Genomic DNA, 19,348 nt, shown 5'->3' on the forward strand with positions numbered 1-19,348 from the left:
CATGACAGAAGTGTGGGCGTTTGCCAATATTTTACTTATAGATTCCAATCAAAGCAATTCTTCTAATGAACCTAGACGTACATTCAAAGGAACTTCCTCTTTTCGACCCTTGAGATACCAAAGCCAATCCTCAATAATGCGAGCTATCTTTGGGCCATCGCACTTGCTTCCATCCAAAATATGGAGCATAAGGTCGAGCCTTACCTCGTCATGCGGCGGTATTGGCTTTTGAAAGAACTCATAGCCAATTATTATTCGTGCGCCAAGCCTTTCGTAAAATCGCAGGCGTTTAACTGGGTCCCCATAGATTGGATGTGGCGGCGTCGAAATCGGGTCAACCTCGAAGATCATGCTCGTGGCACCCTCTTGTGCAAGTAGTTCCAGAGTTCTCTGATAGAGACGAGAGCCCAAACCCAACCTTCTTGCTGAAGGTGCAACACACAAATACCAAAGGTAGCCGAGTCGAGCCTCTGGCGCAAATTGAAAAATACTTAAGCCAACGACTTCATCGTTGTCCAAAGCTACAATCATACGAGTGCGCCTTGGAACTTCTTCTTTCTCAAGCAAAGTGCGTAATTTGTCAAACGGGTGGCGTTCTGGTGGTGGAAACGATTCCTCGTAGAGCCATTCCACCTTCTCCATCAACTTGTCGAACCCTTCGGCTGAAGGAAAAACCTCTTTCAAAACTATCTTCATTTTCACTACACCAAAAATCTATTATACGAACAAGTAGTTTCTTTCCTCCCAGAAGGTGACAGAACGCCTCCTGTGAAACCTTTGGAATTTCCCGGTCTGGTTAGAAGCTCAAGGATAACCGCTGAACCCAAAGCAAAAACCTCTTAACAAGACATTTTGGTGAAACTTATCATTACTCTGGGTATTTACAATAAAAGGTCTCTTAGTAAAGTTGGCATAAAAACAATCATTGACATGGGAATGACTTTGCCAGATTTTTCGCAAGTATAATTTTTACAGGTCAACCGCCTAATATTTTACTAAAGGAACTCCTTTCTAATCGGAGAAAATCTCAAAAACATGCATGGTATAAGAAATGCGGAAAATTTAGGTATTTTTACCTGTTGCCTGAAGCGTTTAGAAGTGCTAAATTGAATAAGAAGAATATTACTAATTTCAAACTTATCACCAACGAACAAAGCTCAAGTTCAGTGGAAGCTAAGCAAAGTATTGACAAAGCATAAGGGCAGTCGTATAATCTGCCAATGGGAGGCTGAGGCCAATGAAAAAGTTTTTGATTTTAGCGCTAGCAATAATGACACTCGCGGTCCCTGCTACTGCTGGCATCACAACGTTCACCTCGCCAATAGAGGGGAGCCCAGATGCGATTTGGCCAGGATGGAACCTAATTGCCTTACCAGGAATCCCACTTAATCCAGACCCACCCTCAATCTTTGGAAGTATTCCCATCACTCCATCCAAACTCTATCGCTTTAATGCGGCTACGAAGTCTTTCATCCCCTACGACGAGTGGGCGCCATACGAATTCGGCGGCATGCTCTTAACCGACGGATACTGGCTGAATTCGGATACATCCTGCAGATTCTCTTATGAAGGGCTAAATGACAATGAATCAATGGATATATGGGTTAGCCTGCCGAAGACAGGATGGACTTTGATGGGAAATCCTTTCAACCGTGAATTCACGTGGGCAGACGCAAAAGTCACAGACGGCAATATAACTGTAAGCCTTGAAACTGCAGGCCGCACACACGGATGGCTTTCAACTGTAGCGTGGTGGTGGGATGCACAATCCCAGAGCCTAAGGACGCTCGGGCTTCCAGACGATTTCCCTGCGGCAGAAAGCATGGCTGCCTGGCATGGATATTGGGTCGAAAGCTTTGTAGACAAGATTGCTCTAATATTTGAGACCCCATAAGCAGCAAACACCTAAGCCAATCCAAACTCTAACATTTCAGAGCAATCAGATTGAATTGGAAATTCACCGGCCGCCGATATGTTCGAGTCTTAATTGCATATCCGGCGGCCAGCTTGCTTTTATTTCTCCGAGCCACTACCTGCCGTTGTGAGATGGGCAACACGAGCATTCAGCGCATCTGCCGCGCCTGGATTGTTTAGGATTCCCACCAACATGTCAAACAATTGCATGCGGACTTCCAGCTTTGGCCTGAGGTACGAGCATACATTGTTAATTGCTATCTGCCTAAGCTTAGAATCTGCAAACCGTATTTTAGTCAACAGCTGGCTAATTTCGGTCTCCATCTGCTTGACATCGGTTTCCTTCTGCTTCTCAAGCTCTTTGCGCGCGTTTTCACGCTCCTCGCTAGTCAAACCTTCTAGCTTTTCCTTCTCCGCTTTGTCCCATTCAACCTTTTTATCCACCTTGCCGATTTCAACTAACTCAGCGGTCAACTCCGATAGCTTCTGAGGCCACTTATCCTCAGGAGTAGATCGAACTTCCGCAACGATTTCAGCCGCCCTCTTTTGAGCCTCCGGGCTTCTTGTAAGAATGCGTATTTGCTTCTCGGTCATCAATTGGTTCACAGCACCAGCTGCGGACATAAGCTCCTTTTGATAACTCATCCTAAGCTCTTGAAGTTCCTTTAGCTTTGCTTCGGCAACACTCGAGACCGACGAAGGCACAGGTTGGCCTGCTGCAAGCTTGTCTCTCATTTGGCGAAGAGGTTCTTTGATTGAGGCGAGAATTTCATCCTCGCGCTTCTGAAGCTCCTCTCGCTTCTGCTTAAGCGCCGTAGCTTTCGAGGCAAGCACCTTGATTTGATTCTCATCCAACTGCAAATCTACAACCATCTGAAGCACATCCACCTGCTGTCCAAGCTGACGAGGACTCAGCTCTGGCGATGCCTCCTCGGCGCAGAATGATATTACTGACAATGAAGCCAAAATTAATGCCGTCAGAACGATTAAGCTGACTCGAACAAAGCGCATTATTATTCGCCACCTTCCAAGCTATATAAGAGGGCTACTCCAAAGGTGTTACATCTTCGCCTGCCGGTTTTTTTGAAGTCAGGATTTTAAAGATGCAATAGGCGCACAATACTGTAATAACTACCCATGATGTAATCATAAACACCCAGCCAGCAGTAGTCATGTTAATCATTTCCTGATTCACCATTTACCACCTCTTCCCTTAAACGCTTGGAAAACCTGACAAGTATTATCATTGCAACAATCAGTCCAAATACAAGCGCCCGTGCACCCCACTTCCAAGGGATTTGTTCCGGCGGGGTGCCGTTAAGGGTTATCACGTCAAATCCCTGCTGAATTATGAACCCTACGAGCACTCCAATCAAGTACAAAGGGGTCACATACTTGAGGACATAGTAAAATATCCTCGGAACTCTTATGTCGGCTCCAGAGGTTATCTCCTCCCAACCCCTTTCCATTCCAAATATCCATGCGAATATGATTACTTCAATTGCAGCAAAAAGCACAATTCCAGCTGTCCCGGAAAGGAAATCAAGCTCGTCCAAGAATCCCTTTCCAAATATTACGAATTGACAAGCTATAAAAACTAGCACAAATAGACTGATACTCGACTTTTTTCTCGACCAGCCAAGCTCATCCTCAAGGAATGTCACCGCAGGTTGAGCCAAAGACACGGAGGACGTAATACCCGCGAAGAAAAGCAAGCCAAACCAAAGTGCCCCCAGCAACCCCCCTAATGGCAAATGTCCAAACACAATGGGCATTGACATAAAACCTAAGTCAAAGGCACCTGCCTTTGCTATCTCACTCATCGCAACGGGGCCGAAAAATGCAAATGCAAGGGGTATCGCAAGCGAGCCGCCGAGAACCACCTCTGCAAACTCATTTGTGGCAGTAGTCGCCAGACCACTTAATGCAATGTCGTCATTCTTCCTAACATAAGAAGCGTATGTTTGGATTACACCATATCCAAGGCTCAGCGTGAAGAATACTTGTCCAGCAGCCGCAAGCCATATCCTTAAGTCGCCAAGCTTTTCAAATCTAGGATTCCACAAGAATGCCAAGCCGTTGATAACATTCCAATCCGGATGTTCAGGCGTTATTCCACGAAGAGTAAAAACTCTTATGACGAGAATGACTGCAAAGAGGAAAAGGATTGGCATGGCAATCTTCGCTAGCGCCTCGATACCTCGGGTGATTCCACGATAGATGACGACAAAATTAAGCAAAATTGTGATTATAAAGAAAATATATGCGGTCGTATATCCGCCACCGCCAAGAAAATTGCCTAGAAATTGCGCCATTTTTTCACGCGTCTCAATTCCTGCATATGCGCCGGTAAGCGAAAAATAACTGTATGCTAATGTCCATGACTCAACGTAGGTATACCAAATAAGAACTGTAAGCGGAAAAGCAATTCCAAGAACACCTAAATATTTGGATATGCGCCCGGGCCACAATAGCTTAAAAATGCCCGGAGTTGTCCCATGACCGCGAACTCCTCCAAACCGCCCCATTGCCCACTCTGCCCACATGAGAGGCACCGCTAATAGAATTAATGCGGCAAAATAAGGAATCATGAAGGCCCCACCGCCATTCCCAGCGGCTTGAACAGGGAACCTTAGAAAGTTGCCGAGCCCAACAGCGCTCCCAGCCATTGCAAGCACTAATCCAATCCTGCTTGCCCAATGCTCTCTTTGGTTCATCGCAAACTCCCTCAAAAGACCGGAATTTTTATGAAAAAACAATGCTCAATTCGCGGAAATTATAGCATATTCGTTCTCTTTACTGCCACAGCCCGATAGATTAATTGCCGTCATACAGGTTTAGTAGTATAACTTATTGAAATTGTTATTTAATCAACTCGTCGCTTTTTTGGATTGCAAATTAAAAAGGAGGCTTCTGAATGAGAAACGTGAAGATAGTCCTGATTGGCGTCGGTAGCGCTTCCTTTGGACTCGGCGCTCTAAGCGATCTTGTAAATATACCATGTCTTAAAGGTAGCACCGTTTGTCTTGTTGACATAGACAGTGCCGCACTTGAGGCAATGGGTACCATCGCCCGAAAGATGAACGACCAGGCTGGTGCTGGCTTGAATATTGAGCAAACAACAGACCGCACAAGAGCACTGCCAGACGCAGACTTTGTCGTCATCTCAATCGCGGTTCGACGGAATGAACTTTGGAAACTTGACTTCGAAATCCCGCTAAAATATGGGGTCAAGCAAGTGCTTGGAGAAAATGGCGGCCCAGGTGGACTTTTCCATGCGATGCGAAATATACCAATAATTCTTGATATCTGCCATGATATTGAAAGGTTATGCCCGAACGCTCTTGTGTTTAACTTTACCAACCCCGTGCCCCGCATCTCAATGGCGGTAAACCGATATACCAACGTTTCATTCGTTGGCTTATGTCATGGAATTGCCGGCGAACTTTGGCGACTTTCCAAGGTTATGGAGGTTGACCAAGAAAACCTTGACGCAAAGGCGGCCGGATTGAACCATTTTACATGGATTCTGGACCTCCGCTTTAAGGACACCGGGGAAGATGCATACCCACTTCTTCGCGAAAAGCTAAAGGACTACGATCCAAGCTTCCAACCGCTATCGAGGAAGATGTTCGACACTTTTGGCTATTATCCATCACCTGGCGACGACCACATCGGCGAATACTTGCCATTCGCTTGGGAGTATTGTGGTCTAAAGGGTTTCGACTTCGCCAGCTCGGAAAAATACAAGGCAGACGTTAGTGAACGGATTTCGAGAATTTTGCGGGATGATGAACCCGTTACGCCTTTAATTGAACACCGCTCCGGCGAACGTGCGTTCAGCATTATCGAGGGGATTCTTACTAATAGCAACCACGTTGAACTTGCTGTGAATATCCCAAACGACGGCCTTATTTCAAACCTGCCGATGGATGCCATCGTTGAAGTACCAGCAGTCATAAGTGGCGCCGGCATCTCTGGAATCTCAGTTGGCGCTCTGCCGGCGGGGATAGCCGCCTTATGCAACACACAAATCGGGGTTCAGGAGCTGGTCGTAGACGCAGCAGTTACAGGCTCACGACAGATTGCTCTCCAAGCACTGCTTGCCGATCCGGTCGTAAATTCGGTTGACTCAGCGGAAAAAATCCTAGACGAACTCCTTGCGCTAGAGGCGCCATATCTGCCGCAATTCCAAAAATAAGAAGGAATCACTACTGGGCGGCTGCATCAGCCTTGTGCAAAATCTTTTCTCGGTAGGCTTTGAAGTCAAAATTCGGGCTGTTCTTTGCATCATGACACTGCGTACATGATGACTGAAGCACTGCCCCAAAACCTTTTGCCGGCCTGCGAGTGTGGATAACGCCTGCGCCATGGCAAGCCTCACATTGAACACCCTGAAGCTGTGGAGTGGCATATTCACTCGTGAAACCGCCCTTCGACTTGTAGCCAGTGGTGTGGCAGCTTACACACTCGGGGTCTGTAGTGCGATTATCCTTCCTCAAACTTTGAAACGCTTTAGCATGTGCCGTTTTCAACCAGGAATCATATTCCGAGCGATGGCACTCACGGCATTTCAGCGCTCCCACAAACGGCCTCGGCTGTGACTGACCAACCTCTCCTGTTGAGGCCGATGCAGGAGATGAATATTGCGCCCGGAGACTAGCTATATAGGCTTCCCACTGCCTGTCGTGTTCTTCGATGACCTTAACCATCCTTGGGTCATCGGCCAGGTCAGAGGTTAAAGGAACATACTCGCCCGCTGCATTTGCAATTTTCTTTTCCTGGTTAATATCAAGAACAAGCTTGCCAATGTGAGTTCCGGTGCTCTTGGCTTGCATTAAAACTGTAGAGCCGATGTTTTCAACCGAGGCGGCAGGCGATGAAGCTGTTTGGTGGCCAACCAGAATAACATCAATTCCAGGAATCTCAGTTGCAATGCGCTTGGCAAGGTCATAACCGGTGTGGCTTAAAAGAACTACGAGGTCAACCTTCTTGCGCAGTTCGTCAACCTGTTTGCGCACAGCCTCCAAAGCATCGGTTATTTTCAGCTTTTCATTGCCAGGCAAAGCTCGGAATATGAGATTGTCGCCAACTACCGCCGTGATGCCTACTTTTAGACCTTCTTGAGTCTTTTTGACAATATAAGCCCTATCAGCAAGCGGCTTGTTGCTACCTGCATCGAACGCGTTTACTGCTAATAAAGGAACATTCTTCCCATAAAGTTGCTTATTACCACATTCGGCAACGTACCTAGCCTCTGTCTCACCCATTGCAACGGCGTCGTAGCCCATATATGCCAGCGCCTCAGCATATGCGGCAGTCTTAATTTCAGCTTGCTTGCCTACTCCGACTATTGCATCACCAGTATCCACTAAGATGAAAGAGCTGCCGGACTTCCGAAAATTTTCTAACCACGTTGCTCGTTTTGGAACCCCACCGAGGCTCTCTTTGTTGTGTCACCCACATGGGGCTTTAATATTCCCCTGGTCGTCGCCCGTGAATAGAATTGTGAGCTGATGTGGGCTAAATTTCTTTTCCGCAAAGGTAACAGAAGAAAATAACGCCAATCCAATAAACAAAACAGCAAGAAGCAACAAGATTCTCGGTTTTGCGATTTCTCGTTTCATGACCGCCAACCCACCTTGCAAAAAGAAAGCATAAGAACCATATCTAGTATAGCATTATTCCAGCTAAAAAACTACCTTTCAAATTGTTTTGAGGCTGAGGGGAATAGGTGAAAGTAATTACTTGCCAGCGAAAGCGCAAACACCCAAAACCGGTACTTGAAGGCAAAATAAAATCTTGGCCGGAGAGGGGCCCAGCATACCCTCTCCGGCCGTTGGCAAGACTGATTTCTCAGCCCTGCCAAAAAATACCCGCAATCCACTCCTTGCTTAGGTAGTCAGAAAACTTTCTGTTACTGGTTCAGCTACAAACTATTTTCGCAGATTTTTCTAATTTTTGCAATACCTTTCCAAAAATATTCCTTCTTTTGGCAAGAATATTTACTTGCTAGCTTCTTTTGCCACCGTTCTAATCGGGACAAATTCCAGCTTGGCAACTATTCTCTGCCCAGCGTCACTAAGTACAAAATCTATGAAATCCTTGACGTTTCCAGTGGGCTTGTTCGGCGTATAAAAGTAAAGCTGCCTGGCAACCGGATATGAACCGTTCAAGACATTTTCAACAGTAGGCTCGACATAAGGGTATCCTGCTGCCTTGGCAACAGCAATCGTCTTGTGCTTAGACCTGTCCACATAACCCATCCCGACATAGCCTATCGCATTCTCATTCTGAGCCACTTCTTCGGCAATTGCCTGAGACGAAACCTGCATCAGAACGGACCTTCCATACTCTTCGGTACCTTTTGGGTTGCCCTTTCGAACTACGTGCTCAAGGAAGAACACATGGGTCCCACTGCTTTTGTCACGGGAAAGCACAACAATGGGAGCATTCTTGCCGCCAACTTGCTTCCAGTTTGTGATTTTACCAGTATAAATATCCGAAAGCTGTGCTATGGTCAGTTTGCTCACAGGGTTTTTTGGATTTACGATGACCGAGAGGCCATCCTGCGCGACTACAAATCGTTGGGGGTTCAACCCCTTCTTCTTTGCTAGATTCATTTCCTCCTGGGTCATTTCTCGAGACGCCTGAGCTATATCGGTGTCCCCATTTATTAACGCTGCGATGCCAACGCCTGAGCCACCCCCAGTTACCGCAATACTCGTACCTGGATGTTCTTTCATGTAGGCTTCTGCCCATGCTTGGCCCAGATTGACCATCGTATCTGAACCTTTGATTTGCATTGCCACCCTGCGACTGCATCCTTGAATCATTGCCAACACCAAAGTAACTAGCATTAAAATTGGCAAAAACTTTTTCATAACTTGCTCCTTTTTGTTGAAGTTTGCTAAACATTCTACTACTTAACCCGTAGCTACTAGGATATAAGCAATTCTCACCTCCCTCCCAAACCTCAAAAAATAATTTGCATAATCAGCAAGCATCTCCAACGGCACAAGAATATACGGAAGCCTTACAATCGCTACTTCCAATCAAGTGCCACCCAGGCTAATTATAAAAAATTCAGGAGACCTTCTCTAGCTCTGATAAGATAAAATATACCTCAAAATTTATTCTGAGCGGAGATTCCCCGTTGGCAACCTTGATTATTATATTCCGGCTTCTCCTCCCCTAATTTTCCCGCATAATTCGCCTCCAATAAAATATCAACGGACCCTCTCCAGCAGTTTAGCACTGCGCGGCGTTTGGGTAGACAAAAACAAAATTACAAAATTCGGGGGGTGAAGAAAATGCGCGAAAAAATTGGAATTATACCGCAGGAAGTTGACAAGCTACTCGAGCTTCCAGACCTCGACGAACTTCCACTCCCTGTGGTTTCGGACTGGGATTCCCTAGTATCTAAGGCAAATGATATGGCAAAAGTGATTGATCGTCATCTCGATTACGAGTCAATATACCAAGGACACGATTTGAATCCAGCTAGCCTGTGCCCTCAACAAAGGGTTAATCTTGTGTCCGACCTTGCAGCGGTTGTGTAAAATATACCTTAGTGGAGATTTGGAATGCGGAAAATTTTCCAGTTTGCACCTGATGTTCCTCAGTCGGTTGCCAACAAAGCAATCGAAATAATCGAACGCCAATTCGCCGCTTACGGAGTGAAGCGTGCCGAGGACCTTCCAGAGGAAAGCAAGGTGCGGCTGTTGAGAGAACTCCAAGCATTTTTTGCCGACGAGTTTCCGCCTGACATTCGAGATAAGAAAGCTACTCGTCACTCACAGGGCATCTTTAGACAGCTGTTGAACTGGTTGCGTAGCCTATTTTCCAATGGCGATTCGAGAACCTAAGCATATCTTTAAAAGTTTTAGCAAGGAGGAAAATAATAGGCCGGTCTAAGCTTCCAAGGCCGGCCTTTGGTTTTTTTACTGCATTTTGCCACTCAAAACCTATCCTTTAGACTCCAAGCTGAAGCTTTTTGCGTAATAAATCAACAATACTATCCTGTGTCACCATTCCTTTCAGCTTTCCATCGCTCATTACTAAGAGCCGCCGGACGTGCCCCTCCGCCATATGCATTAGTGCATCGAAAGCATCATCATTTTCGTTGATCTTCTTTTCATCATCCGGCTGCTTCGCCACAGCTCTTACCGGCGTAACGTGCCACTGCTCACGCGGCACATGTCTGACCTCACCAACACCTACAACGCCAATGAGGTTATCATCTTCTGTAACAGGATAAGCCTGATAGTCGTATCTCAAAAGATAGTCATGCACAAACTCATCAAGTGGCATGTTGGGATTGATATGTGGGAAATCCTGCGTCATTACTCGATGCACATCCACCCCCGAAAGGGCCCTGCGAATCACGAGTTGCTGGTAGCTCTGCTGTGCGGCATTGCTCAAAAACCAGCCGATAAAGACGAGCCAGAGCCCACTCAACAGGCCTCCGAAAAGCATTATCCAAAAGCCGCCAATTATAAATAAGTAGCCGAGCCCTTGCCCAACAGAAGAAGCGTATCTCGTCGCCTTGTCTAGACTATCTAAACCTGCCCAAAGGATTGCCCGTAGCACTCGCCCGCCATCAAGCGGAAACCCTGGCAACATGTTAAAAATGCCAAGAAAAAGATTAATTACCGCCAAATACTCTACTATCCTTACTCCAATATCGCCCAAAAGAGGCTGACCACCCAGCAATGCCAGTAGCCAAAATGCGCCTGCCAAAAAGAAGCTCGTCGCCGGCCCTGCAAGTGCCATTGCAAGCTCTGATGCTGGGGTCTGGGGTTCATCTTTCAGCTTCGATACCCCGCCGAATATGAAAAGGGTAATCCCCCCAATCTCAATGCCATTCTTTTTAGCTACATAACTATGCATGAGTTCGTGAAGCAACACGCTTGCAAAAAGTAGCAGAGCCGCAATTAACCCTGCCAACCAGTTCATTGCCTTTGTAAATTCGGGACTTGCCCTTGGAAAATAATATTCCGCAAGGGTATATACAATTAGCGCAAAGATTACAAACCAACTTATGTCTATGCTAATCGGAACGCCGAGAAGCCTTCCAAGCTTTATATTCATGTGACTCGCCACCTTTTCAGCTAATGAGCTTTCTCGTTTGCTTGTTACCCACCATAGGTACTTGTCAAACCTACTTGCAAAAGCAACAACCGCTTGCTACCTTGAGGCTCACTCGTATACTCTACTAAAGTGTTTCCCCATGCTCACTTTCCATAACTCGCAGACCTACTTTTGCTCATCTTTCACCAGTACGAATCGGTCAATATAGACTGCCTTCAAAGAATTTAAATCACCAAGCGGCGAAACCCAAAGGTACATCCCGGGTCGGAGTGCATGGGTTCCAAGATAATAGGTCTTGTAGTGAGACTCATCCGCCTTTGCAGCAAATGGTCGAAACAGAGCCACATGTCCACGGTTAGCATCGTATATGCCACATTGGAATAACCCGCCCTTATCTCCTGTTTCACAGCGAATCACGACATAGCAGCGCCATTTCCCTTGAAGCTTTTTTGCCAAAGTGTCAGTAATGTGGAGCTGGGTTGCCCATTGAGTATGACTGCCTGGCATCCTCGCCGCTGAGCCATTCGACGCAGATGGGTCGCTCACTGCTTGAACCCAACCTTCATTTACGCCAATAAGCTGCACTTCACTCTCTTGGAACTCAATTTTGTCATCCGATGGGAGGTTAGTCAGCTCTTCTGGTGTAGGCGGAGTGATGAACCTTGCCTCAAGCGCAGGAACATATGATTCAAATGATTGACCCTCAGTGGCATTTCGATTTCCATATTTTCGTGCCAATTGAATGAACTCTTTGCATAGCTTCATGGGGTCATCTGGACCCTCAAACGGAATGCCGTTTGCCACAGCTTCCTGCTTGAGTTCGTGATATCTTATAAGCCATACATGGTCAAGCACAAGTCGCTCCCGCCTGACTCGCGCTGATAGCACAGGGTCATTCTTTACAGCTTCCTGTGCTTTGTTGAACAAACGCATTGCCTCATTCATTACCGAAAGTGGAAGAAATCTAAGGTCCGTGTTATAGCAACTTAGGTGCATCCCTGTATTCTCGGCCGAATCATGTACTAAATCAAGATACCGCTGAAGATATGGCCCAGCTGCACCATAATAACCATTCAAAAATTCCCTAACTAGAGCTTTATCATCAACATCTGGGTTCCAAAGTGCATGCGCAATAACCCACACGCGGAGCTTATCAAAGTCGCCGATTGTACAACCTGGATTGCCCTGTTCGAAAACGCCAATGGCATTGTTCGCGGCGAAAAAGCGAATATCGGGCACAAGAGACCGCATATTTGGGTGTGGCTGTATGTAAGCGGCGAAGTCAGTAACGTAATTCCAAATATAGAGATTCGGTGCAATCGCCGCCCACTTTCGCACGTCATCTCTAAAGGAAGCATTGTAGTCGCTGTCTAACGGATGGAGGAAATTGCACTCAATTGAGCAGAGACGGACGACCACATTTTTTCTCGGCTTCACGTGTAGAGGCGGCTTCCGAGTATATTGGTATGCAAGCGTCTCAACCAGCACATTGGGAAACTCTTTCTCAATATCTTCTGCCACCTTGTTTATGAATCGAATAAGCGAACCCGATGGCGAGCCCTCTTCCTGGTCCACCGCCTTGCATTTTGCACACTGGCAATATCCATGCCAGTCATTTTGGCTGATAGAGATGATTCCAGCGTCAGGATTCTTGCGTATCCAATCGAGCGCCTTCCGTGTAAGCTCTTCGCGCATTTCTTCATTGGAAAGGCAAAGCTGCGCCCAGTCTGCAGTTCTTTTGCCGTTTATTTCGCTATACCATTCCGGATGTTTTGGGAAATAGATTTGGGGAGGCAGCAATGAATAAAAGGTATGACACCAACCTAGTATTGAATAATGCCCGCCATACTCCTTTGGAATTGGCGTAAAATGCCCATTCAGCCTAAGCTTTACGGCAAACAACGGATTAGAGTTTGTATCTTCATAAAATGCCTCGCGATAGAGAATTTTGGGCTTATAAACTATATCAAGCTTGGGTATGATGAGGGTTTTCTTTACTGGGATGTAACTTTCTGTGCTAGTCCACCAGCGAACTCCTACGATATCCTCGAGGAAAGTGTATACAGCGTACAAAGTTCCCCTCGGCTTCCCACCGGCGAGGAGGAGGGAATCGCCCACGGTCCGAATGATAATACCGTCATGCCCCAGCGCATCCCAATCCACACCCACCAAAAGGCGCCTTACAGTTCGGCTCTGGCCTATAAGAATTTTGCCGCCATTTGCCTTTGCAGCCTGCTCACTAACTATGGAAAAGTATGCTCCAGTCACCTGCCCAAGGTACTTTTGCAGTTCTCGGGCAGCCGTCATCTCTGGAGCCGATGCAGATAAACCCCTCGGAACGACAATTGAGTAGTCCGTCTGACTATTCCGCGCAAGTATCAGCTCTCCCGTTAAATCCCCACGCTGCTTTGGAACAGCATGCAAATCGAATCGCGCGGGATTAAGCGTTCCAACACCCACGCTTCCTGCCAATGAAAGCTGGCTAGGGTAAGGATTCACCCGCTTGAGTCCCATAATCAACGCGAGCACCATAATCGAAAAACATAACAGCCGTTTGTTCGAGTAATTTGACATCTTTTGCATCCTCACGTTTTAGAATTATTTTGATTAAAACTAGATGACTAGCCACCAATTCCAAGCAAAGGACAGCTAGTCATGAGGTAGCCGAAATTACAGCCTAATCAGCCGAACTCCCTAGATTTCTAACCATGCCCAAAAACAAAAATAAATTTCTTTTCCGAAATTCAGACCAACGCAAGTTCTACAGTCGGCTCAGATAATGGATGGTCTGCGAAATAAACACAAATCCTTGGATGCAGATTCTATAAAATGTTATCGAATTCCTTGTAACTTAGTTTTCGAACAAGGAATTCCCTCTGCGTACGACACAATATCAAAATAGAGGAGGTTAAGGAAATGCGTCTGAATAGAATCAATTTTTGTTATATAGGGATCCTCCTTTTATTGGTTGCAATCCCTGCTTTTGGATTAACAATCACCGGCAAAGTATTCGTGGATGTAGACGGCGATGGATTGGCCGGAGCGCAAGACATCCCCCTTGACAAGGTGGCCGTTTCCGATGGGCGGGAGGTAGTGCTAACCGATGGTTCGGGCAATTACACTCTGGAAACCGAAGGCGGCAGAATTGTGTTTGTGTCTCTTCCGAAAGGCTATCGACCTGCAAAGAGCTTTTTTAGCGAGGTTGGGAAAGTAAAGCGTATTGATTTCCCTATGGTTCCCTGGCCAGAATCCCTCTCAAAGACTCTGCGTTTCGTCCAAATTACCGATATTCATGTGAACAATGAAGAAACCGCCAAAACGTTTACCGAAGACATAGATGAAATCAACGCACTTACCCCAAAACCTGCTTTTGTAATCCTTACTGGGGATTTAGTTAATGTGGGTTCAAATATTGAGGAATACGAAAACTACGTACGCGCTCTCTCCCGATTTAAAATTCCCTTTTTTAATGTAATAGGAAATCACGATGCATGCAGGGGAGAGGACCGCCTGGCGAATTATCACAAATTCCTTGGCCCAGATTACTATTCGTTTAACGTTGGGGACTACCATATATTAGTCATAAATTGCCTAGACTTCGATGCAAATAATGTGCAGAAAGAGTGGATTGCAAAAGACTTGGCGGCTTCCCCCAAAGGAACGCGGCTAATCCTCGCCCAACATTTCTGGCCCAGCCGTGAGCAACTAAAATATTTCGCAAGCCTCGGAGGACTCCTCATTGTCTCAGGACACTGGCACGGAAATCGAGTAAGCAACGGAAATGGGATACTCGACCTTAACACACCACCGCTCAGGTTTGGAGGGATTGACCGCAATGCCCGCGGTTTCAGAATAATAGAGATTTCTGGCGAAGAGGCATCAAGCGAACTAAGACTCGCAGGTTTTAGCGAGAATGTTACCGTGGTAAGTCCGGCTGGATATTCCTTTGCCCCAAAAGGCAACCTAAAGCTGTTAGTAAATGCATATGACACGCGTTCAAAAATTGCAAAAGTCGAATGCGAAGTAGGCAAACGAAAAACTTCGCTAAAACCAGCCGGCAGTTGGAGCTGGGTGGGCGAGATCAAAGTAGACTCTCAGTCCAGCGATGCTCAAAAGCTTATTGCCACTGTAACTGACATAAGCGGCCGGACGTGGAAAACTGAATCCACATTTCAAGCAGTGGATAATATGCCCTCCATCATAACAGGAGCAGATTGGCCTCAATTCCATGGCGACCACCACCATCTTGGTAGCTCTCCCGACCGCGTTTGTCCACCTTTGAGATTAGCATGGGCGACGCATGCGGGAGGATTCATCGGAATATCATCTCCAGTGGTTGGGGAGGGCTTAGTTTTTGTGGGCACCAACGATCTTGGCAATTTAAAAGACTGCGGCGTTTATGCATTCGATGCTAAAAGTGGAAAACTTAGATGGCGCTTTAAAACCGATAGCGCAGTCAAGAATTCGGTTGCATTCTCCAAAGGCCGAGTATTTGCCATAAGCGTAACGGGTTACCTATACTCTCTTGATGCACAAAATGGGAGGCTTTTGTGGAAGCAGGGATTGAGAGCTGAAAACGAACGATGGGAAATCGCCGCTCCTGTAGTGTTCGCTAATGTGGTCTATGCGGGTGGAACAACTTACTTGGCAGCATTCAAAGCTGACAGTGGGGAGCGGCTTTGGGAGGTGGACCTAGGCGGCCATGATTGGTGGCCAAGTTGTCCACTTACGCCAATGATTTCGGGTAGCCAATTAATTATTACGTCGCGCACTGGAGCATTTGGAATAGACCGAAAGACGGGCAAAAAAATCTGGGAACTGGACGGCAATTTTCGGGGTTGCTCAGCAGTCGGGGAATTCATCTACGCTATACGAAACGGATTTCCTGTTGCAATCAACCCCATAGATGGAAAAACCGTTTGGGAAAGCACTGAAAAACTCGGCGACAGTGCATCAACACCTGCAATCTCGGGAGAAACAATGGTCGTCGGTGATGCAGATGGACGCATATGTGCTTTCTCTACAAAGGATGGAAAGCTTCTTTGGACCTTCCAAACAGGCCCAAGTGTTTCTTCCCTCCAGCCATACAAGCGAGGCGGCAGCGATGTCAACTCCTCACCTGCCATTTCTGGCAACACAGTGTACATTGGCGCAAGTGACGGCAAACTGTATGCCTTGTCGCTTACAAGTGGTGAGGAACTTTGGAGCCACAACCTTGGTGTTCCAATTGCATCCTCGCCGGCTATTTCGGGAAATGCGGTCTATGTCGGCGCCTATGATGGAAATGTTTACGCATTCATAGGGCAATAAATCATTTCTAAGCGACTCTTACCATTGAAAAGGTGCGGATTACAACCTCTTCCGCACCTTTTCCGCTGTATTCCGAATCCCTGCTATCATATCCTCAATCTCACGATCGGTCAGTCGAGGATGCATTGGTATGTTAAACTCCCGCCGATAGAAAAAATCCTCATGCACAGGACAAAGGTGGTCGCCATATCCGAGTTTCTTCAAGCCATCAAAATGATATGTCGGCTGGTAGTGAAGAATACCCTGAATCCCTTCCTCACGGTAGAGAACACGCATAAAGTCATCCCGGCTGGCACCCAGCTCTTCTTCCTCAATACAAACAGTATAGAGGTGATAAACATGCGTGCAGTTCGGGTCTTCATAAACCGGAGTTACTCCCTTTATCCCTTTGATTCCCTCGGTAATCCTTCGTCCAATCTCCCTGCGCTTCTCATTTAGCATTGGAAGCTTCTTGAGCTGAACTCGCCCCACCGCCGCCTGAACTTCATTCATGCGATAATTGCAACCCCACTTGCCGTTTACATCCACGACATTGAAATGAGACGGAATCCAATAATCGGTTTGATTCTCCCAAGGCTGAAGATTCATGCAACGAAGTTTTTCGATGGCATCCACCATATCATCGCGATTGGTGGTTATCATGCCACCCTCCCCGCATGTAGTCATGTTTTTTAGAGAGTGAAAACTGAAACATCCAAAGTCGCCAATGCTACCTGCCTTGCACCCCTTATATTCAGCACCAGGAGCGTGCGCACAATCCTCGAGCACTGCAAGATTATATTTCCGCGCAATCTCCATAATTGGATCCATGTCGCACATCTGTCCCCCGTAATGAACAACATAAATAGCCCTAGTTCGACTTGTAATCTTGTCCTCAATCTGATTTGGGTCAATATTGAAAGTCCTTGGATCAATGTCTGCGAAAACTGGCCGCGCGCCTTCTTTCAATAAAACAAGCGAAGTAGCAATAAAGGTGTTCGGTGTGACAATAACCTCATCGCCAGGCCCAATCCCCAATGCCTGGGTGCAAACATGCATAGCTGTCGTACAGTTTGAAGTAGCAAAGGCATATTTCACTCCGCACATTTCCGCAAACTCTTTTTGGAATGCCGCTACCTGGGGTCCCATCGTCAATGTGTCTTGCTGCATTGCCGCCCATGCTGCATTTCGCTCTTCTTCATCATATATCGAGCCAAAAAACGAATATGGAACTTTCAAAACGACTCCGTCATCAACGCTGTAACTGCTGGTGATGCCGCCTTCGGTATCGGCCCCCGTGTATTTCTTCTTTTCTTCCATCTCATACCTCCCAAGTTCTTTTCAATTTGATTGTATACTGCAAAAACCTAAGCGTTTGGCTTTCTCATGTGCAATAATTGGAGCTTTGCGCTTCCCAGTAGCCTCTAGGATGCCGCTTTAATACATAACGCCGTCTCGGAAGAGGCAAAGAATCCTGTACGCGAAGCCGCCATTTCAACATCTCCCCAATCAATTCCCTTTCCACTCGACACAGCATTGCAATCGAACTTATTCCATTATGGCAAAGCCTTCTTGCAAACTCTTTCCCTCGCATGCCAGCACAACGAACGAGGACCTCCTCCAAATCGTTCTTCAGTGCACTTACGTTATTAGATACGCCTTGAGCGAGGACAGTGGAAAAATCATACAGCTCCAAGGGATCATCAATAATGTTGTAGAGTTGCTCACGCCCATCCATATCAAAAATAAGCTTCCAATCTTCTTTACGCACCATTGCCATCGTGCCACTTTGCGTCCACGAGTTCAGGCAGTCAAAAGCTCCCCAATTAGCCTTATCTAAAGTACAAGAACCGTCAAAAGTACTTACCGTCAGTCCATCAGCAGTCGGATCAAGATCTTCGTCCCCCGTATAATGAAGCCCACCAAAACCATGCTCCACATAGGCGCTGTTGAATTCCCCCTCTGGATAACCTTCGCCTGTTAACAATGGCCACAGACTCCTTCCTTGAACTCCATCGGGAAGTTGGATGCCAACCGCCTCGCAAAGCGTAGGCATGATGTCAACAATTGAGACATGGGCTGGGTGTGGATTCTCAATACGCCGAATCCCAGGTCCAAAAAACTGCAGTGGTATTCTCACGAGCACCTCCGCCAGCCCCGGGCCTTTGCGAAGAAGCCCATACTCGCCAACAAAATCACCATGGTCGGAAAGAAAAACTATAATTGTATTCTCAAGCAATCTTTGGGCATCTAGGAACTCAACAAAGCGGCTAATTTGATCATCGAGCAAGCGAAGCATCCCTAAATAGCTAGCCCTTGCTCGTGGTATTTGTTCTTTAAAGCCTGGGAAAGCTAGCTCGAAACACGCGCGGCACCAGCAGTACTTAAATCCTTTTACCTCCAAAGTACTCTCATCCGCCCGAGGCAATGGCAGAATCTCAGGCGGGAACATTGACCAGTACGGCTCAGGAACTTGATAAGGATTGTGCGGCTCAGGAAAGCTAAGCCATAGGAGGAACGGCCGCCTCCCAATTGACTTGACCCATTCCTCAGCCTTTGAAACTAAGCGATAAGGAATCTGGCACTCAAGTGGAAATGGTGTCGGTTCAAGGGACATGTGGAAATGGGTTTCCTCCATCCACTTGTTGAAGGCTCTCTCCTGCTGAGAGAGACCATCTCCGTGAATTCCCAGGTGGCCGCACTCAAACCAAAAGTCGCATTTTTCAGGCGAAAGGTGCGAATGGTTTTTGCCAATAAGGGCAGTAGAGTATCCATGCCTTCTAAAGACATCGAAAAGGTCCTCGGTATAGTATGCATCCTCTATGTTGTGGTTTGTCCTGACCCGATGGGCACTTGGCCACCTTCCAGTAAGCATGCTCACCCTTGCCGGCGCACAAACGGGCATAGAAGTGTACGCCTTGTTGAACCAAACCCCACGCCTTGCAAGCAAATCAAGGAATGGCGTAGTGTCAAGGGGAAAACCCTCCCTTTTACACAAGTCTGCTCGCTGTTGGTCTGTCATGATAATGACAACATTGGGTTTGTCCACAAA

General features: G+C 46.8%; 15 protein-coding genes. 5 read left to right on the top strand and 10 right to left on the bottom strand.

Translation table 11 applies throughout. The features are described from left to right. Positions 1–48: 48 nt before the first annotated feature. Complete coding sequence (locus QHH26_04635; GenBank protein MDH7481251.1) at positions 49–696, bottom strand: GNAT family N-acetyltransferase; 648 nt, start codon at positions 694–696, stop codon at positions 49–51. 541 nt (positions 697–1,237) lie between these two features. On the opposite strand from QHH26_04635, the gene QHH26_04640 reads away from it, so the two are divergent. Beyond that, positions 1,238–1,894, top strand: coding sequence for a hypothetical protein (locus QHH26_04640; GenBank protein ID MDH7481252.1), 657 nt, complete (start codon positions 1,238–1,240; stop codon positions 1,892–1,894). Positions 1,895–2,013: 119 nt separating this feature from the next. Here the strand turns inward: QHH26_04640 and QHH26_04645 are convergent, their stop codons facing one another. Both QHH26_04645 and QHH26_04650 read right to left on the bottom strand, forming a co-directional pair. Further along, positions 2,014–2,925, bottom strand: a complete 912-nt coding sequence (locus QHH26_04645) for a hypothetical protein (GenBank protein MDH7481253.1) — start codon at positions 2,923–2,925, stop codon at positions 2,014–2,016. A gap of 164 nt (positions 2,926–3,089) precedes the next feature. Further along, positions 3,090–4,631: a sodium-dependent transporter gene (locus QHH26_04650; GenBank protein MDH7481254.1), complete on the bottom strand. Its 1,542-nt coding sequence runs from the start codon at positions 4,629–4,631 to the stop codon at positions 3,090–3,092. Between the two features lie 200 nt (positions 4,632–4,831). On the opposite strand from QHH26_04650, the gene QHH26_04655 reads away from it, so the two are divergent. After that, complete coding sequence (locus QHH26_04655) at positions 4,832–6,115, top strand: alpha-glucosidase/alpha-galactosidase (GenBank protein ID MDH7481255.1); 1,284 nt, start codon at positions 4,832–4,834, stop codon at positions 6,113–6,115. Positions 6,116–6,125: 10 nt separating this feature from the next. Here QHH26_04655 and QHH26_04660 read toward each other — a convergent pair whose 3' ends face one another. The 3 genes from QHH26_04660 to QHH26_04670 form a co-directional block, all read right to left on the bottom strand. After that, positions 6,126–7,286 carry a multiheme c-type cytochrome gene (locus QHH26_04660; protein ID MDH7481256.1) on the bottom strand — a complete coding sequence of 387 codons (1,161 nt, stop codon included), beginning with the start codon at positions 7,284–7,286 and terminating at the stop codon, positions 6,126–6,128. 84 nt (positions 7,287–7,370) lie between these two features. Further along, positions 7,371–7,541, bottom strand: coding sequence for a hypothetical protein (locus tag QHH26_04665; protein MDH7481257.1), 171 nt, complete (start codon positions 7,539–7,541; stop codon positions 7,371–7,373). Between the two features lie 378 nt (positions 7,542–7,919). Next, entirely contained in the window at positions 7,920–8,798 is an 879-nt protein-coding gene (locus tag QHH26_04670; GenBank protein MDH7481258.1) for a phosphate ABC transporter substrate-binding protein, read from the bottom strand. 429 nt (positions 8,799–9,227) lie between these two features. Here QHH26_04670 and QHH26_04675 point away from each other — a divergent pair, with 429 nt between their 5' ends. Further along, the gene (locus tag QHH26_04675; GenBank protein MDH7481259.1) at positions 9,228–9,476 is read left to right on the top strand and encodes a hypothetical protein; all 249 of its coding nucleotides are present in this window, start codon (positions 9,228–9,230) and stop codon (positions 9,474–9,476) included. Between the two features lie 24 nt (positions 9,477–9,500). Beyond that, positions 9,501–9,782 carry a hypothetical protein gene (locus tag QHH26_04680; GenBank protein MDH7481260.1) on the top strand — a complete coding sequence of 94 codons (282 nt, stop codon included), beginning with the start codon at positions 9,501–9,503 and terminating at the stop codon, positions 9,780–9,782. Positions 9,783–9,888: 106 nt separating this feature from the next. On the opposite strand, the gene QHH26_04685 is transcribed toward QHH26_04680, so the two are convergent. Continuing rightward, positions 9,889–11,007, bottom strand: coding sequence for a site-2 protease family protein (locus QHH26_04685; GenBank protein MDH7481261.1), 1,119 nt, complete (start codon positions 11,005–11,007; stop codon positions 9,889–9,891). Positions 11,008–11,172: 165 nt separating this feature from the next. Then, on the bottom strand, positions 11,173–13,581 hold the full coding sequence (locus tag QHH26_04690; protein MDH7481262.1) for a DUF4838 domain-containing protein: 2,409 nt from the start codon (positions 13,579–13,581) through the stop codon (positions 11,173–11,175). Positions 13,582–13,923: 342 nt separating this feature from the next. Between QHH26_04690 and QHH26_04695 the strand changes: the two genes are divergently transcribed. Next, entirely contained in the window at positions 13,924–16,317 is a 2,394-nt protein-coding gene (locus QHH26_04695; protein MDH7481263.1) for a PQQ-binding-like beta-propeller repeat protein, read from the top strand. Between the two features lie 39 nt (positions 16,318–16,356). Here QHH26_04695 and QHH26_04700 read toward each other — a convergent pair whose 3' ends face one another. Both QHH26_04700 and QHH26_04705 read right to left on the bottom strand, forming a co-directional pair. Then, on the bottom strand, positions 16,357–17,616 hold the full coding sequence (locus QHH26_04700) for a DegT/DnrJ/EryC1/StrS family aminotransferase (protein MDH7481264.1): 1,260 nt from the start codon (positions 17,614–17,616) through the stop codon (positions 16,357–16,359). 64 nt (positions 17,617–17,680) lie between these two features. Next, positions 17,681–19,345: a sulfatase-like hydrolase/transferase gene (locus tag QHH26_04705; protein ID MDH7481265.1), complete on the bottom strand. Its 1,665-nt coding sequence runs from the start codon at positions 19,343–19,345 to the stop codon at positions 17,681–17,683. Between the last annotated feature and the right edge of the window lie 3 nt (positions 19,346–19,348).

The sequence above is a fragment of the Armatimonadota bacterium genome (assembly GCA_029907255.1).
GTDB lineage: Bacteria > Armatimonadota > UBA5829 > DTJY01 > DTJY01 > JAIMAU01.

Excerpts from the sequence above, each read along its gene's own strand:
- QHH26_04635 (MDH7481251.1), bottom strand. The coding sequence starts at position 696 with ATGAAGATAGTTTTGAAAGAGGTTTTTCCTTCAGCCGAAGGGTTCGAC.
- QHH26_04640 (MDH7481252.1), top strand. The coding sequence starts at position 1,238 with ATGAAAAAGTTTTTGATTTTAGCGCTAGCAATAATGACACTCGCGGTC.
- QHH26_04645 (MDH7481253.1), bottom strand. The coding sequence starts at position 2,925 with ATGCGCTTTGTTCGAGTCAGCTTAATCGTTCTGACGGCATTAATTTTG.
- QHH26_04650 (MDH7481254.1), bottom strand. The coding sequence starts at position 4,631 with ATGAACCAAAGAGAGCATTGGGCAAGCAGGATTGGATTAGTGCTTGCA.
- QHH26_04655 (MDH7481255.1), top strand. The coding sequence starts at position 4,832 with ATGAGAAACGTGAAGATAGTCCTGATTGGCGTCGGTAGCGCTTCCTTT.
- QHH26_04665 (MDH7481257.1), bottom strand. The coding sequence starts at position 7,541 with ATGAAACGAGAAATCGCAAAACCGAGAATCTTGTTGCTTCTTGCTGTT.
- QHH26_04670 (MDH7481258.1), bottom strand. The coding sequence starts at position 8,798 with ATGAAAAAGTTTTTGCCAATTTTAATGCTAGTTACTTTGGTGTTGGCA.
- QHH26_04675 (MDH7481259.1), top strand. The coding sequence starts at position 9,228 with ATGCGCGAAAAAATTGGAATTATACCGCAGGAAGTTGACAAGCTACTC.
- QHH26_04680 (MDH7481260.1), top strand. The coding sequence starts at position 9,501 with ATGCGGAAAATTTTCCAGTTTGCACCTGATGTTCCTCAGTCGGTTGCC.
- QHH26_04685 (MDH7481261.1), bottom strand. The coding sequence starts at position 11,007 with ATGAATATAAAGCTTGGAAGGCTTCTCGGCGTTCCGATTAGCATAGAC.
- QHH26_04690 (MDH7481262.1), bottom strand. The coding sequence starts at position 13,581 with ATGTCAAATTACTCGAACAAACGGCTGTTATGTTTTTCGATTATGGTG.
- QHH26_04695 (MDH7481263.1), top strand. The coding sequence starts at position 13,924 with ATGCGTCTGAATAGAATCAATTTTTGTTATATAGGGATCCTCCTTTTA.
- QHH26_04700 (MDH7481264.1), bottom strand. The coding sequence starts at position 17,616 with ATGGAAGAAAAGAAGAAATACACGGGGGCCGATACCGAAGGCGGCATC.